Annotated in this window: 11 protein-coding genes; 4 read left to right on the forward strand and 7 right to left on the reverse strand. The window is 56.7% G+C overall.

Annotation, left to right across the window (positions count from 1 at the left end):
* From ppx to purM, 4 genes are all read right to left on the reverse strand, one after another.
* Positions 1-1,539, reverse strand: coding sequence for an exopolyphosphatase (ppx, locus tag LRM19_RS08940; protein WP_045399702.1), 1,539 nt, complete (start codon positions 1,537-1,539; stop codon positions 1-3).
* Positions 1,540-1,542: 3 nt separating this feature from the next.
* Positions 1,543-3,603, reverse strand: a complete 2,061-nt coding sequence (gene ppk1, locus LRM19_RS08945) for a polyphosphate kinase 1 (RefSeq protein WP_111965176.1) — start codon at positions 3,601-3,603, stop codon at positions 1,543-1,545.
* A 207-nt stretch (positions 3,604-3,810) separates the two neighbouring features.
* Positions 3,811-4,452 carry a phosphoribosylglycinamide formyltransferase gene (purN, locus tag LRM19_RS08950; RefSeq protein ID WP_271368344.1) on the reverse strand — a complete coding sequence of 214 codons (642 nt, stop codon included), beginning with the start codon at positions 4,450-4,452 and terminating at the stop codon, positions 3,811-3,813.
* The gene (gene purM, locus LRM19_RS08955; protein WP_008501643.1) at positions 4,449-5,486 is read right to left on the reverse strand and encodes a phosphoribosylformylglycinamidine cyclo-ligase; all 1,038 of its coding nucleotides are present in this window, start codon (positions 5,484-5,486) and stop codon (positions 4,449-4,451) included. Before purM ends, purN begins: the two co-directional genes overlap by 4 nt.
* Before the next feature lie 266 nt (positions 5,487-5,752).
* Between purM and LRM19_RS08960 the strand changes: the two genes are divergently transcribed.
* The 4 genes from LRM19_RS08960 (at position 5,753) to LRM19_RS08975 (ending at position 10,212) form a co-directional block, all read left to right on the forward strand.
* Positions 5,753-7,183, forward strand: a complete 1,431-nt coding sequence (locus LRM19_RS08960) for a 6-phospho-beta-glucosidase (protein ID WP_252093292.1) — start codon at positions 5,753-5,755, stop codon at positions 7,181-7,183.
* 228 nt (positions 7,184-7,411) lie between these two features.
* Positions 7,412-8,038 (forward strand): uracil phosphoribosyltransferase, encoded by a 627-nt coding sequence (gene upp, locus LRM19_RS08965; protein ID WP_111965178.1) that lies wholly within the window; start codon positions 7,412-7,414, stop codon positions 8,036-8,038.
* Positions 8,039-8,124: 86 nt separating this feature from the next.
* A complete protein-coding gene (gene uraA, locus LRM19_RS08970) occupies positions 8,125-9,414 on the forward strand; it encodes a uracil permease (RefSeq protein ID WP_045399708.1) in 1,290 nt (429 codons plus the stop codon).
* A 96-nt stretch (positions 9,415-9,510) separates the two neighbouring features.
* Positions 9,511-10,212 carry a DnaA inactivator Hda gene (locus LRM19_RS08975; RefSeq protein ID WP_211438414.1) on the forward strand — a complete coding sequence of 234 codons (702 nt, stop codon included), beginning with the start codon at positions 9,511-9,513 and terminating at the stop codon, positions 10,210-10,212.
* A gap of 89 nt (positions 10,213-10,301) precedes the next feature.
* Here LRM19_RS08975 and LRM19_RS08980 read toward each other — a convergent pair whose 3' ends face one another.
* Genes LRM19_RS08980 through celB form a run of 3 tightly spaced genes read right to left on the reverse strand, consistent with a single transcriptional unit; the run spans position 10,302 to position 14,002 of the window.
* The gene (locus LRM19_RS08980; protein WP_271368677.1) at positions 10,302-11,723 is read right to left on the reverse strand and encodes a leucyl aminopeptidase family protein; all 1,422 of its coding nucleotides are present in this window, start codon (positions 11,721-11,723) and stop codon (positions 10,302-10,304) included.
* On the reverse strand, positions 11,723-12,679 hold the full coding sequence (locus LRM19_RS08985; RefSeq protein WP_115875974.1) for a N(4)-(beta-N-acetylglucosaminyl)-L-asparaginase: 957 nt from the start codon (positions 12,677-12,679) through the stop codon (positions 11,723-11,725). The genes LRM19_RS08980 and LRM19_RS08985 overlap by 1 nt, the downstream gene beginning before the upstream one ends.
* Positions 12,680-12,682: 3 nt before the next feature.
* The gene (celB, locus tag LRM19_RS08990; protein ID WP_271368348.1) at positions 12,683-14,002 is read right to left on the reverse strand and encodes a PTS cellobiose transporter subunit IIC; all 1,320 of its coding nucleotides are present in this window, start codon (positions 14,000-14,002) and stop codon (positions 12,683-12,685) included.
* Between the last annotated feature and the right edge of the window lie 127 nt (positions 14,003-14,129).

The following is a 14,129-nucleotide window of genomic DNA, read 5'->3' on the forward strand; positions in this document are numbered from 1 at the left end:
TTACGCGGCGACGTCGGCGCTCTCTTCTTCAATTTTAAGCAGCCAGCCGGTGACCGCTTCCCAGTACTGCTGCTCTTTTTCCAGGTCCAGCAGGACCAGAGCGTTCTGGCTGAACCAGTCGTGCGGGAAGCTCAGCGTCCAGTGATGGTCGTCGGTTTTAAGCTTCAGCGTGGGCGGCGTGGTGGTGGCCTGGCGCTGGTTATTGAGCAGTACGCCCAGACGCAGCAGCTGTATAAGCGGCAGGAACTGTTTTTTCTTGAACAGCGTGAAGCGCGGCAGGTCGTCGAGCTTGATAGCTTTGCGGTGATAACGCACCAGGGTCGCCATCATGGTTTGCTGCTCCTGGTTGAAGCCAGGCAGATCGCTATTTTGCAGAATGTAGGCCGAATGGCGATGCATCCCGCTGTGGTTGATGTTGAGCCCCACCTCGTGGAGCATTGCGGCCCATTTTAACAGCGCTGCAAGCTGCGGGTGCGCGAGCTTCGGATTCTGCTCTTCCCACTGCTCGTACATCTGCACCGTGGTGTCCAGCACGCGCTTCGCCTGCTCGCGGTCGATGTTGTACTGGTTAGCCAGGCTTTGCGCGGTGCGGCTGCGAATATCCTGATGGCGGAAGCGGCCTTCCATCTCATACAGCACACCTTCGCGCAGCGCGCCGTCGGAAAGGCGCAGCTCTTTAATGGCGAGGGCATCAAACACGCCGCAGAGGATGGCCAGCCCCGGAACGAAGACCACCTTACGCTCGTCGGAAAGCCCCGGCAGGCTTAAGGCGTCAAAACTTTTATGCTTCAGCACCTCTTCGGTCAGCAATGTCAGGCGTTCGGGCGTGATAAACCCGTCTTTTTCACCCATCGCCAGCAGCACTTCATGCGCCGCTTTGATGGTACCCGACGCGCCAAGCGCCACGTTCCAGCCCTGGATACGGTACTGCCAGGCCAGGTTTTCCAGCTTCTGGACGGCCGCCATCCGCGCACGCTGGAAGTTCTCGCGGGTGATGCTACCGCCCGGGAAATACATCTGTGCGAAGCTGACGCAGCCCATACGGCGGCTTTCCACCAGGCGCGGCTCAAAGTCTTCGCCGATCACAAGCTCCGTAGAACCACCGCCGATGTCGATCACCAGCTTGCGCCCTTTTTCCGGCTGGGTGTGCTCGACGCCCATGAAGATCAGACGCGCTTCCTCGTTGCCGGAGATGATCTCAATCGGGTAGGGGATCACCTTTTCGGCCCGCTTGAGAAACTCAGGGGCATTCAGGGCCTGGCGCAGGGTATGGGTGCCCACGATGCACACGCTGGAGGGCGAGAAGCCCTGCAGGCGCTCAGCAAACAGCGACAGGCAGTTTAACCCGCGCTCCATCGCCTCTTCGCTGAGCATGCTGCGTTCATCAAGACCATCCGCCAGGTGTACGCGCTGCTTCAGACGACCGATGATCTGCAACGCGCCATCCACCTCACGGGCGATGACCATGTGGAAACTGTTAGAGCCAAGATCGACCGCGGCGAATTCCTGCGGGCGTGGGGTCTTATCATTTATCGGCATAGGTTAATCGGGTTGCTCGAGTGATTTGATATAGTCGTAAATCGCCAGTTGCGACCGCACTTTACGGCGGTTGCCGCGCGGTACATAGCGGTTACTGAGTTCTTTGTCGATATAGCGTGCTTTCACGGTATCGCTGAACAGAATCTCGATGATGTCGAGGATCTGCTGCTTCAGGCGCGGATCCAGCAGCGGTGCCGCGACTTCAATTCGGTAGTCAATATTGCGCGTCATCCAGTCTGCCGAAGAGAGATAGACCTGTTTATCACCCGCATTATCGAAAATATAGACCCGATCGTGCTCCAGGTAGCGGTCAACAATGCTGATCACGCGAATATTGTCGCTGATGCCTTCCAGTTCCGGGATCAGCGAGCACATGCCGCGGATCAGAAGATTAACCGGTACGCCGGAGCTGGACGCCGCATACAGCCTGTCCACCAGCCCTTTATCGACCAGGTTGTTAAGCTTCAGCGTGATGCCGGACGACAGCCCTTTCTGGGCATTGGCGATCTCTTTATCGATCATATCGTACAGCAGACGGCGCGAGTTCTGCGGCGAGACCAGCAGATAGTCAAAGCTCACCGGACGGTACGGGTTTTCGATAAAGTTAAAGACCCGGCGCACTTCGTTAGTGATGCGGGCATCGGCAGTTAAGAGCGAGTAATCGGTATAAATTCGCGCGGTTTTCTCGTTAAAGTTCCCGGTACCGATGTGGGCATAACGCACCACCTCATCGCCCTCTTTACGAGAGATGAGGAACAGCTTGGCGTGAATTTTCAGCCCCGGCGCGGAGAAAATGACGTGCACACCGGCTTCCGTCAGACGTCGCGCCCAGTGAATGTTCGCCTCTTCGTCGAAGCGCGCCTGCAGCTCAACCACCACGGTGACTTTTTTGGCGTTGTGCGCCGCGTGGATCATCGCATCGATGATGCGGGAATCTTTTGCCACGCGGTAGATGTTGATTTTGATCGCCAGCACGCTCGGGTCGAACGAGGCCTGACGCAGCAGTTCCAGCACGTGCTCAAACGTATGATACGGATAGTAGAGCAGGACATCGCGTTCGCGGATGGCGTCGAATCCGTTGCGGAATTTATCGAACCAGAGATGGCGCAGGCGCGGCAGCGGCTTGTTTACCAGATTGGCTTTGCCGACGTTCGGGAAGCCAATAAAATCTTTAAAGTTGTGGTAACGACCACCCGGAACGATGGAGTCATAGCGCGAAATGGTCAGTTTCTCACGCAGCATCTCCACCATGGCGTCCGGCATATCGCGCTGATAGACGAAGCGCACCGGTTCAGCCGTCAGGCGCTGTTTCAGGCTGGATGACATCAGCTCCATCAGGCTGGCTTCCATCTCGTGCACCAGGTCATATTCGGCGTCACGAGTCATTTTCATCGAGTAGGCGTTTAACGCATCGTAATCGAAGAAGCCTTTGAAGATGTCGTCCAGACAGTAGCGCAGGATGTTATCCAGCAGGATCATTGGTTTGCGTCTGCGCGGGGTTTCCGGCGGCAGGTTCACAAAGCGCGGCACCTTGTCGGATGGGATCTCCAGCAGCGCGTAACGGATAGATTCACCGCGAATAATTTCCACCGCCAGGTAGGTATAGTCATCTTTCAAAAACTGCACCAGATCGGTTTCGCGGTTGATCAGAATCGGGGTAATGTGCTGGCGCAGATAGTGTTTGAAGTAGTGGCGCAGCCAGTTTTGTTGGTTAACGGAAAGCTGGCGTTCGTTAATCAGGAAGATTTGATTGCGCGCCATCTCCAGCAGCAGTTCGTTATACAGGCCGTCAAATTCCTGATCGGCTTTCAGCACGCGGGACTGGATTTTGCCCAGCAGATGCCGCGAGTGCGAGTTTAAGCCCTGTTCTTCGCTGATGATGATGCGTCTTTTCAGCTCGGCAAAGCGAACCTTGTAGAACTCATCCAGGTTGTTCGAATAAATACCCAAAAAACGCATGCGCTCGATCAGCGGGTTACTTTTGTCTGCCGCTTCCTGGAGTACACGTTCGTTGAATGCTAACCAGCTTAGCTCTTTCTCGATATATAACTTTTCCTGACCCATTACAGCTCACACTCCAGTTCAATCACAGGACGTGGTAAATCCGTCTCGTCCTTATTATGGCGAGCATTTCCACGATATGTCCAACAGTGCCAGAAAAGTATGACAGTTATTTTTTTTGTTGGGGATTTTAGAGGGTTGGGGAGGGGACATTCGGGTAATGCATCAGGCAGGTCGGGTAAGCGCAGAAGCGCCACCCGACATAATAAACTACTCTTCCGCCGCATGACCCTGCAGAGGTAACTTAACGCCGTCCAGCCAGGCAGCGCCGTCGCGCATCTCGAGACGTCCGTCGACAAACCAGCTTACCACCAGCGGGTAAATGGCGTGTTCCTGGGTCTGCACGCGTTCGGTCACGTCTTCTTCGCTATCGCCGTCAAAGACCGGGACTTTCGCCTGCAGGATAACCGGACCGCCGTCCAGCTCGTCGGTAACGAAATGCACGGAGGTGCCGTGCTCCTCATCGCCATTTTCCAGAACCTGACGATGGGTATGCAGGCCGGGATATTTCGGCAGAAGAGAAGGGTGGATATTCAGCAGACGTCCGGCGAAGTGTTCGACGAAGGCCGGGCTCAGAATACGCATATAGCCTGCCAGCACGACTACGTCCGGCGCGTAGGCATCAATCTCATGCACCAGCTCGCGGTCAAAGGCTTCACGTCCGGCGAACTGGCTGGCTTCCAGCGCGTGCGCGGGAATGTTGGCTTCCCGCGCGCGCTCAAGGCCGAACGCGTCGGCCTTGTTGCTGAATACTGCCCGAATGGTGCCGTTGATTTTCTTCTGCTTGCAGGCGTCTATGATGGCCTGCAAATTGCTTCCGTTGCCGGAAATGAGCACCACGATGTTTTTCATTCAATGACCACACGCTGTTCGGAATCGGAGGCTTTAATCGTACCGATTTTCCACGCGTTTTCACCTTTCTCCGTCAGCAGCTTCACTGCTTTATCCGCTTCGCTTGCCGGCAGGGCGATAACCATGCCCACGCCGCAGTTAAAGGTGCGGTACATTTCGTGAGAGCTCACGTTGCCCGCGGTCTGCAGCCAGTTAAACACGGCTGGCCACTGCCATGAGGATTCGTCGATCACCGCCTGGGTGTTGTCCGGCAGAACGCGCGGAATATTTTCCCAGAAGCCGCCGCCGGTCAGGTGGGCAATGGCGTGAACGTCGACGTTCTCGATAAGCTCGAGCACGTTCTTCACGTAGATACGTGTTGGCGCAAGCAGATGGTCAGCCAGTGGTTTACCGTCAAGCTCGGTGGTCAGCGGATCACAGCCGCTCACTTCGAGGATTTTACGCACCAGGGAGTAGCCGTTAGAGTGCGGGCCGCTGGAGGCCAGCGCGATCAGCACATCGCCATCGGCCACTTTGCTGCCGTCGATAATTTCTGATTTTTCTACTACGCCGACGCAGAAGCCCGCGACGTCATAATCTTCGCCGTGATACATGCCCGGCATTTCTGCGGTTTCACCACCGACCAGCGCGCAGCCAGACTGCAGACAGCCTTCGGCGATACCGTTAATCACGCTTGCCGCGGTATCTACGTCCAGTTTGCCGGTCGCGTAGTAATCGAGGAAGAACAGCGGCTCTGCGCCCTGAACCACCAGGTCATTCACGCACATCGCGACCAGATCGATACCGATCGTGTCGTGACGTTTTAAATCCATCGCCAGGCGCAGCTTGGTGCCTACACCGTCAGTACCCGAGACCAGAACAGGTTCACGATATTTTTGCGGCAGCGCGCACAGTGCGCCGAATCCACCCAGACCACCCATCACTTCCGGGCGGCGGGTTTTTTTCACCACACCTTTGATTCGGTCAACCAGCGCATTACCTGCGTCAATATCAACACCGGCATCTTTGTAGCTGAGAGAAGTTTTGTTGGTCACGGCTTAAATCCCCACGCGATTGCATAGCTAGTAAGAAAAATCGGCGCAATTCTAACAGTCCAGGCAAACGTTTGCGAGCCTATTCTGGACGTGGAGATCTTTTTTTCTGTGCACCCCGTGAATGCAGCCAAACTTGACTCTGTTCACGAAAATGAAACCGGTTTCTGAGAACTGCTTGCAACGGTTATTCCGTTTGCACATCATCGAACTGAAACCGGTTTCTGTAATTGTTTTTGCAGATAATAACGCAGAATGAGGGAAAGCGAATGTCAGGATTTAAAGCAGATTTTCTGTGGGGGGGGGCCGTTGCGGCGCACCAGCTGGAAGGCGGCTGGAAAGAGGGCGGAAAAGGCGTGAGCGTGGCCGACGTCATGACCGCGGGCGCGCACGGCGTGCCGCGTGAAATCACCAACGGCGTGCTGGAAGGGAAAAATTACCCTAACCATGAAGCCATTGATTTCTACCACCGCTATAAAGAAGACATCAAACTCTTTGCCGAGATGGGGTTCAAATGCTTCCGCACCTCTATTGCCTGGACGCGGATCTTCCCGAAAGGCGACGAGCTTGAGCCTAACGAGGCTGGCCTGAAATTCTATGACAACCTGTTCGACGAATGCCTGAAGTACGGCATCGAACCGGTTATCACCCTGTCTCACTTCGAGATGCCTTTCCATCTGGTCACGGAATACGGCGGCTGGCGCAACCGTAAGCTGATCGACTTCTTCGTTCGTTTTGCAAAAGTGGTATTCCAGCGCTATCAGCATAAAGTGAAGTACTGGATGACCTTCAACGAGATCAACAACCAGGCCAACTTCCACGAAGACTTTGCGCCGTTCACTAACTCCGGGCTGAAGTACGCGCCGGGTGAAGACCGTGAGCCGGTGATGTTCCAGGCGGCGCACTATGAGCTGGTGGCCAGCGCCCTGGCGGTGAAGGCGGGGCGCGAGATTAACCCGTCGCTGCAGATTGGCTGCATGATTGCCATGTGTCCTATCTACCCGCTCACCTGCGCGCCGGACGATATGATGATGGCGATGAATGCCATGCACCGCCGCTACTGGTTCACCGACGTGCACGTGCGCGGCAGGTACCCGCAGCATCTGCTCAACTACTTTGCGCGTCGCGGCTTCACGCTGGATATTACCGAAGAAGATAAAGCCGCGCTGAAGCAGGGCTGCGTCGATTACATCGGCTTCAGCTACTATATGTCCTTCGCCACCAAGGCGACGGCGGATAACCCGCAGCTGGATTACGACGAGAGCAAGAGCCTGGTCACTAACCCGTACGTGCAGAAATCGGACTGGGGCTGGCAGATTGACCCGGTGGGGCTGCGCTACTCCCTCAACTGGTTCTGGGATCACTATCAGCTGCCGCTGTTTATCGTTGAAAACGGCTTTGGCGCGATCGACGTGCAGGAGAGCGACGGCACGGTGAACGACCAGTACCGCATTGACTACCTGTCCGCCCACATCCGCGAGATGAAAAAAGCGGTGGAGGAAGATGGCGTGGATCTGATGGGCTATACCCCGTGGGGCTGTATCGACCTCGTTTCTGCCGGTACGGGCGAAATGAAAAAACGCTACGGCTTTATCTTTGTCGACAAAGACAATGAAGGCAACGGCACGCTGAACCGCAGCAAGAAGAAATCGTTCGACTGGTATAAGCAGGTAATTGCGAGCAACGGCGATAGCCTGTAATTGCCGGGTGGCGCTAACGCTTACCCGACCTACACTACACGTAGGTCCGCGTAAGCGTTAGCGCCACTGGGCAGAACCCGCACCCAAGCCGGAGTCTCGCCTCCGGTTTTTTTTGTCTCTAAATCACTTTGCTTGATATACGTCAAGCAAGATGGGTATGGCCTAATCCGAAAAAAGCGGTATAATCCCGCGATTTTTTTGCGGACGCCGCCTCAGAGGAGAAAGAGAATGAAGATTGTGGAAGTGAAACACCCACTCGTTAAACACAAGTTGGGCCTGATGCGTGAGCATGACATCAGCACGAAGCGTTTTCGCGAACTGGCATCTGAAGTCGGCAGCCTGCTGACATACGAAGCGACCTCCGATCTGGAAACGGAAAAAGTCACCATCGAAGGCTGGAACGGCCCGGTGCAGGTTGAGCAGATCAAAGGTAAGAAAATTACCGTGGTGCCAATTCTGCGTGCCGGTCTCGGCATGATGGAAGGCGTGCTGGAGCACGTGCCAAGCGCGCGTATCAGCGTGGTGGGTATCTACCGTAACGAAGAAACCCTTGAGCCGGTTCCTTACTTCCAGAAGCTAGTGTCTAACATCGACGAGCGTATGGCGCTGGTGGTTGACCCGATGCTGGCGACCGGTGGTTCGATGATCGCCACCATCGACCTGCTGAAAAACGCGGGCTGTAGCAGCATTAAGGTGCTGGTGCTGGTTGCGGCACCGGAAGGGATCGCGGCGCTAGAAAAAGCGCACCCGGACGTTGAGCTGTATACCGCCTCTATCGACCAGGGCCTGAACGAGCACGGATACATCATTCCGGGGCTCGGCGATGCCGGCGATAAGATCTTTGGTACGAAATAATCGAATAACGATAAATAAGCCGACTTTGATAGTCGGCTTTTTTTTGAATAAAACACCAACAACAATACTACTCAGAGGAAAACACTATGACGCGCCGTGCTATCGGGGTGAGTGAAAGACCGCCGCTTTTACAGACTATCCCGCTTAGTTTGCAGCACCTGTTCGCCATGTTTGGCGCAACCGTGCTGGTGCCAATCCTGTTCCACATTAACCCGGCAACCGTGCTGTTGTTCAACGGCATCGGTACGTTGTTGTACCTCTTTATCTGTAAAGGCAAAATCCCGGCGTATCTGGGGTCAAGCTTCGCGTTTATCTCGCCGGTTTTGCTGCTGCTGCCGCTGGGTTATGAAGTCGCGCTGGGCGGCTTTATCATGTGTGGCGTCCTGTTCTGCGTGGTGTCCTTCATTGTGAAGAAAGCCGGTACCGGCTGGCTGGACGTGATGTTCCCGCCTGCGGCGATGGGCGCCATCGTTGCGGTCATCGGTCTTGAACTGGCGGGTGTGGCGGCGAATATGGCCGGTCTGCTGCCTGCTGACGGCCAGTCACCGGATTCCAAAACCATTATCATCTCGCTGGTTACGCTGGGCGTAACGGTGTTTGGCTCCGTCCTGTTCCGCGGCTTTATGGCGATCATCCCGATCCTGATCGGCGTGCTGGCGGGCTACGCGCTCTCCTTCGCGATGGGCGTGGTGGACACCACTCCGATTGCCGAGGCGCACTGGTTCGCGCTGCCAACCTTCTACACCCCTCGCTTCGAATGGTTTGCGATTTTCACCATTCTGCCTGCGGCGCTGGTGGTGATTGCGGAGCACGTCGGCCACCTGGTGGTGACGGCGAACATCGTTAAGCGCGATTTGATCCGTGACCCGGGTCTACATCGTTCCATGTTTGCGAACGGTTTCTCCACCATTATCTCCGGTTTCTTTGGCTCAACGCCAAACACCACCTACGGTGAGAACATCGGCGTGATGGCGATTACCCGCGTCTACAGTACCTGGGTTATCGGCGGCGCGGCGATCATCGCCATTCTGCTCTCCTGCGTCGGCAAGCTGGCGGCAGCGATTCAGATCATCCCGGTGCCGGTGATGGGCGGCGTGTCTCTGCTGCTGTACGGGGTAATTGGTGCCTCCGGTATTCGCGTGCTGATTGAATCCAAAGTGGATTACAGCAAGGCGCAGAACCTGATCCTGACCTCAGTAATCCTGATTATCGGCGTGAGCGGCGCGAAGGTGCACATCGGTGCGGCCGAGCTGAAGGGCATGGCGCTCGCGACCATCGTCGGCGTTGGCCTGAGCCTGATCTTCAAGCTGATCTCGGTGATCCGCCCTGAAGAGGTGGTACTGGACGCTGACGAAAGCGAAAAAGCGTCACATTGATCGAAAAGTCGGGCGAGGGATCGCCCGGTTCTCTCCTTGCAGGTTCCGTGTTAAACTCCTTTCCGATTTTACGTAGGATCTCTGGTTGAGGTATTTCTGAACGGACCGGCACAGCTCTCTCTGCCACTTTATCTCCCTGACGACGAAACTTTCGCGAGTTTCTGGCCGGGTGATAACCCCTCTTTACTGGCTGCACTGCAAAACGTGCTGCGCCAGGATCACAGCGGATACATCTATATCTGGTCACGCGAAGGCGCGGGGCGCAGCCATCTGCTGCATGCCGCCTGCGCGGAGCTTTCAGCGCGCGGTGATGCGGTAGGCTACGTGCCGCTGGATAAACGTACGTGGTTCGTGCCTGAGGTGCTGGAGGGAATGGAACATCTCTCGCTGGTCTGCATCGATAATATCGAGTGCGTGGCGGGGGACGAGCCGTGGGAAATGGCGATCTTCAACCTCTACAACCGCATCCTGGAGTCGGGCAAAACCCGGCTGCTGATCACCGGCGATCGTCCACCGCGACAGCTGAATCTGGGGCTGCCGGATCTGGCGTCTCGTCTGGACTGGGGGCAAATCTACAAGCTCCAGCCGCTGTCGGATGAAGATAAGCTTCAGGCGTTACAGCTGCGCGCAAAACAGCGCGGATTTGAGCTGCCGGAAGACGTGGGCCGCTTTCTGCTCAAGCGGCTGGATCGCGAAATGCGCACGCTGTTTGACACGCTCGATCAGCTCGATCGCGCCTCCATTACCGCCCAGCGCAAGCTGACCATTCCGTTTGTGAAAGATATTCTCAAGCTTTGAATTTTCTCGCCCGGTGGCGGCTACGCCTTACCGGGCCTACGAAAACCCGCCGCACTTTGTAGGACGGGTAAGGCGTAGCCGCCACCCGGCTAAATATCCCCAATTAGATGCTCAACCAGAAGTGGAATCGGTCTTCCCGATGCCACGCTCCGTCCGTTTTCGCGCCACAGCGCCGTACCGCTGATGTCCAGATGCGCCCACGGGATTGTCGGCGGGCAAAAGTGGTGCAGCAGCCACGCTGCCGAAGCACTGATTGCTGCATTATTGGTCGGCGTGTTGCACAGATCGGCGATCGCGCTGTCGGTCTGTTTTTTCAGCCGCGCATCCAGCGGCAGGGACCACACTTCATCGCCGCTCTGCTTGCCCGCCAGCGTCAGCGCCGCGCGCAGCGGTTCATCCTGCGTCATTAATCCGCTCAATTCATACCCCAGCGCCTTCACGACCGCACCGGTTAAGGTGGCCATATCAATGATATAGCGCGCCTGCGGATGCCGCTGGCTGGCCCAGGCGATGGCGTCTGCCAGCACCAGTCGGCCTTCGGCGTCGGTATTGTTGATTTCAACGGTGATCCCGTTGCAGGCCGTTGCTACCGTGCCGGGCTGCATGGCGTCCGGGCCGATGGCGTTTTCCGCCAGCGCCAGCACGCCCATAATGCGTACGGGCAGCGCCAGCTCTGCGGCGGTCAGCATCAGGCCCAGCACGTTAGCCGCACCGCACATGTCGTATTTCATGGTATACATGCCCGCGCCTTCCTTCAGCCACAGGCCGCCTGTATCAAAGGTTATGCCTTTTCCCACATAGCAGCGCACCGGGCCGTCGTTGACGCCGTCATAATGGATCGCCAGCAGGCGCGGCGGACAGGTCGCCCCTTTGCCAACGGCGTGCAGCAGCCCCAGACTCTGCTCAACGATTTGCTTTTCATCCAACACCTCGCAGCGCAGAAAAGGGAAGGCGGCACACAGTTTTTGCGCCTCTTCCACCACAAACTGCGGCGTGCATCGGTCGGACGGGATATCCGCCAGCCGTCGCGCAGCGACCATTCCGTGGGCGATGGCCTGCTGCTGGCGGAAGATTCCCTCCAGTTTTGCCTGCTGTTCCGGCAGGCAAAGGGCAGTAATGTGCGTAAGGCGCACCGTCGATTCATCCGTTTTCTTCAGCTTCAGATCGCTTAGCCTGTGCGCCTGATTAAAAAGAAAACGCAGCACCTGCGCCAGCACCACATCGTCGATATTGGTAACGTCCAGTATCAGCTCGGGGCTGACGGGCGAGGCCAGCAGCGGGCGCAGCGCCGTCAGCAATCCTTCGGTCAGGCTATCCTGCCAGAGGGCATCTGGCAGCAGAGTGATCCGGGCAAACGGGGCGCAGCCAAAGCGGGTGTCAGCGATGCTGGCAGACTCGCGCATTTCTGCGACCAGCGCCGTTTCGGGCAAATGCGTACAGGAGGCGGACGCAATCAAAAGGCTCTGCGGAGCCGCGTCAGAAAGCGCGTTGATAAACTGATACGTAATCATCATGACTCCTCAATCGGCGCGCGGATCCGCGCGGCATAGGCCTGCATCCACTCATCATCTACCGCGTGATAATGCGTTTTCTCCCGCAGGCGTTCGGTACGAAAAACGGTGAGAGGCTGGCGAGCCGTCGCCACCACAAACGAGAAGGTTTTGATGTTGGTTGCGGCACCAAATTCGCCTTTGTTGTTCATGCACACCACTGAGAGATCGCCCGCGCGGCCAAAGCGCGACATCAGCTTGTCTTCCAGTTCGAACACTACCGAATCGGCAGCCTGCTGGGGCGTCATGCCCTGCGCCATGCGGCGGACGATTTCGTAGCTGGTGCAGCCTTTCATCAGATCTTCACCGACGCCCGTGGCGGTGGCGGCGCCGGTTTCACTGTCGCAGTAAAATCCGGAACCAATAATGGGCGAATCCCCGAGTCGACCGCGCTTTTTCATGAACAGGCCGCTGGTGGAGGTGGCGACGCTCATCGAGCCCTGCTTATCGAGGCCGATAATGCCGACGGTGTCATGCCCGTCGTAAGGGCTTAAGCCCTTATCCAGCGTTTCAAGGCAGCGTTTGCGGTAGTGCTGCAAGGCGCGGTCAGTGAGCATGGTTTTGTCGGCAAAGCCCTGGCTCAGCGCCCATTCGCGCGCGCCCTGGCCCACCAGCAGGCTGTTGTAGCGCTGGCGGCTTAACGCATGCGCCACCCGCACCGGGTTGGCGATATCCACCAGGTTGCCCACGGCACCAAACGCCAGCGTATCGCCGTCCATGTAGGCGGCGTCCAGCTCCACTTCGCCATTTTCGGTGGGCAGCCCGCCGTAGCCGACGGATTTATAAAACGGAAAATCTTCGACGGCGGCGACGGCATCCACCACCGCTGCCGAGACCGGTTTCCCCGCAGCCAGCGCAGATGCAGACTCGGTGACGCCTTCAAGCGCCATTCTCCAGGTCGCGATAATTCCCCACATGCTTTACTCCTGTTTTGCAAGGGTGGTGTCGGTTTGCGTAACGGTGACCATTTCCGCCGCGCGGTACTGTTTGTCCACGATACGCATGAAAGGTAGGTACAGCATGGCGCCAATTAGCAGGTTGAGAAGCTGCATCACGCTGCCGCTCAGGTGCCCGGTAACGATAAAACCGCTGATAACGGGTGGCAGCGTCCAGGGAATAAACACCCCGGTGGTGACGGCAACCGCGCCAATCTTCATCGCTGCATACTGCACGGTAACCAGCACCAGCGGCACCAGATTGAACGGGATAAGCATGATTGGGTTCATGATCACCGGCAGGCCAAACAGGATCGGTTCGTTGATGTTAAACACCGACGCCCCGGCGCCGAGGCGCGCCACTTCCCGCATGTTTTTGCTGCGGGCGAAAATCAGCATCGCAATGACCAGCGACAGCGTGGCCCCCGCGCCGCCCATCCAGATCATGTCAAAAAACTGTTCGGTGATAATGTGCGGCGGCGTGGCGCCGGCCTGAATGGCCGCGATGTTGTCGGTCTGGTTCTCCATCCACAGCGGGCGAATGATGCCGTTAATCATCGAGCCGGAGTTAATGCCCACTGACCAGAGAATGGTGATGCTGAAGACCGTCATCAGCGCGCCAAAGTAAGAGGTACCGTAGTGGCGCACCGGCGTGGCCACTACTTCGTAAATAAACTGGTGGATAGTGTTGTAGTGGGTGTTTTCAAACACGATACGGATACCCAGCACCAGAATCATCACCAGCAGGGCCGGGATTAATGCCGCGAACGACTCCTGCACCGCCGGCGGCACGCCGTCCGGCATTTTGATGACCAGTTTTTTGCGCTTGAGCCAGCAGAACAGTTCCGTCCACAGCAGAGAACCAATCATCGCCACGAACAGCCCTTTGCTGCCAATCCACTCCACCGGAATGACGGTAATACCGCCGTTTTCCGCCACTTTGATAAAGGGCGTCAGGATGAGAAAGGCGACCAGCGCCAGGATGCCGCAGGAGATGCGATCCTCACCGTAGTGTTCCGCCAGGCGGAAGGCCACCAGGAAGCTGATGAACAGCGACATGGTGGAGAACACCGCGTTGAACGGGATTTCAATAATGGCGCTCCAGCTCTCACCAAAGGCCTGAGACATAAACTGCTGATAGGCTTGATTCGGGAATGACGAGATCACCAGCAGAACGGAGCCGACGATGATAAACGGCATGAAGGATACGTAGGCGCCGCGAATGGCCCCGAGATGACGCTGCTGGGCCGTTTTGGCCGCCAGCGGCATTAGTTTTGCTTCAAGAAATCCCAGAACATTGTTCATTGTGAACTCCGTACAAGATTGAGGGGTGTTGGTTGTGTTATGTCTGGGAATTATCAGTGAAGCGTGGCGAGCGAAAGGTGAAATCGGTCACAAAGCAATCGCTGCTGTAGTATAAATCTCATAAGAT

This window comes from Enterobacter sp. PI-10 (assembly GCF_027947695.1).
Classification (GTDB): Bacteria; Pseudomonadota; Gammaproteobacteria; order Enterobacterales; family Enterobacteriaceae; genus Enterobacter; species Enterobacter vonholyi.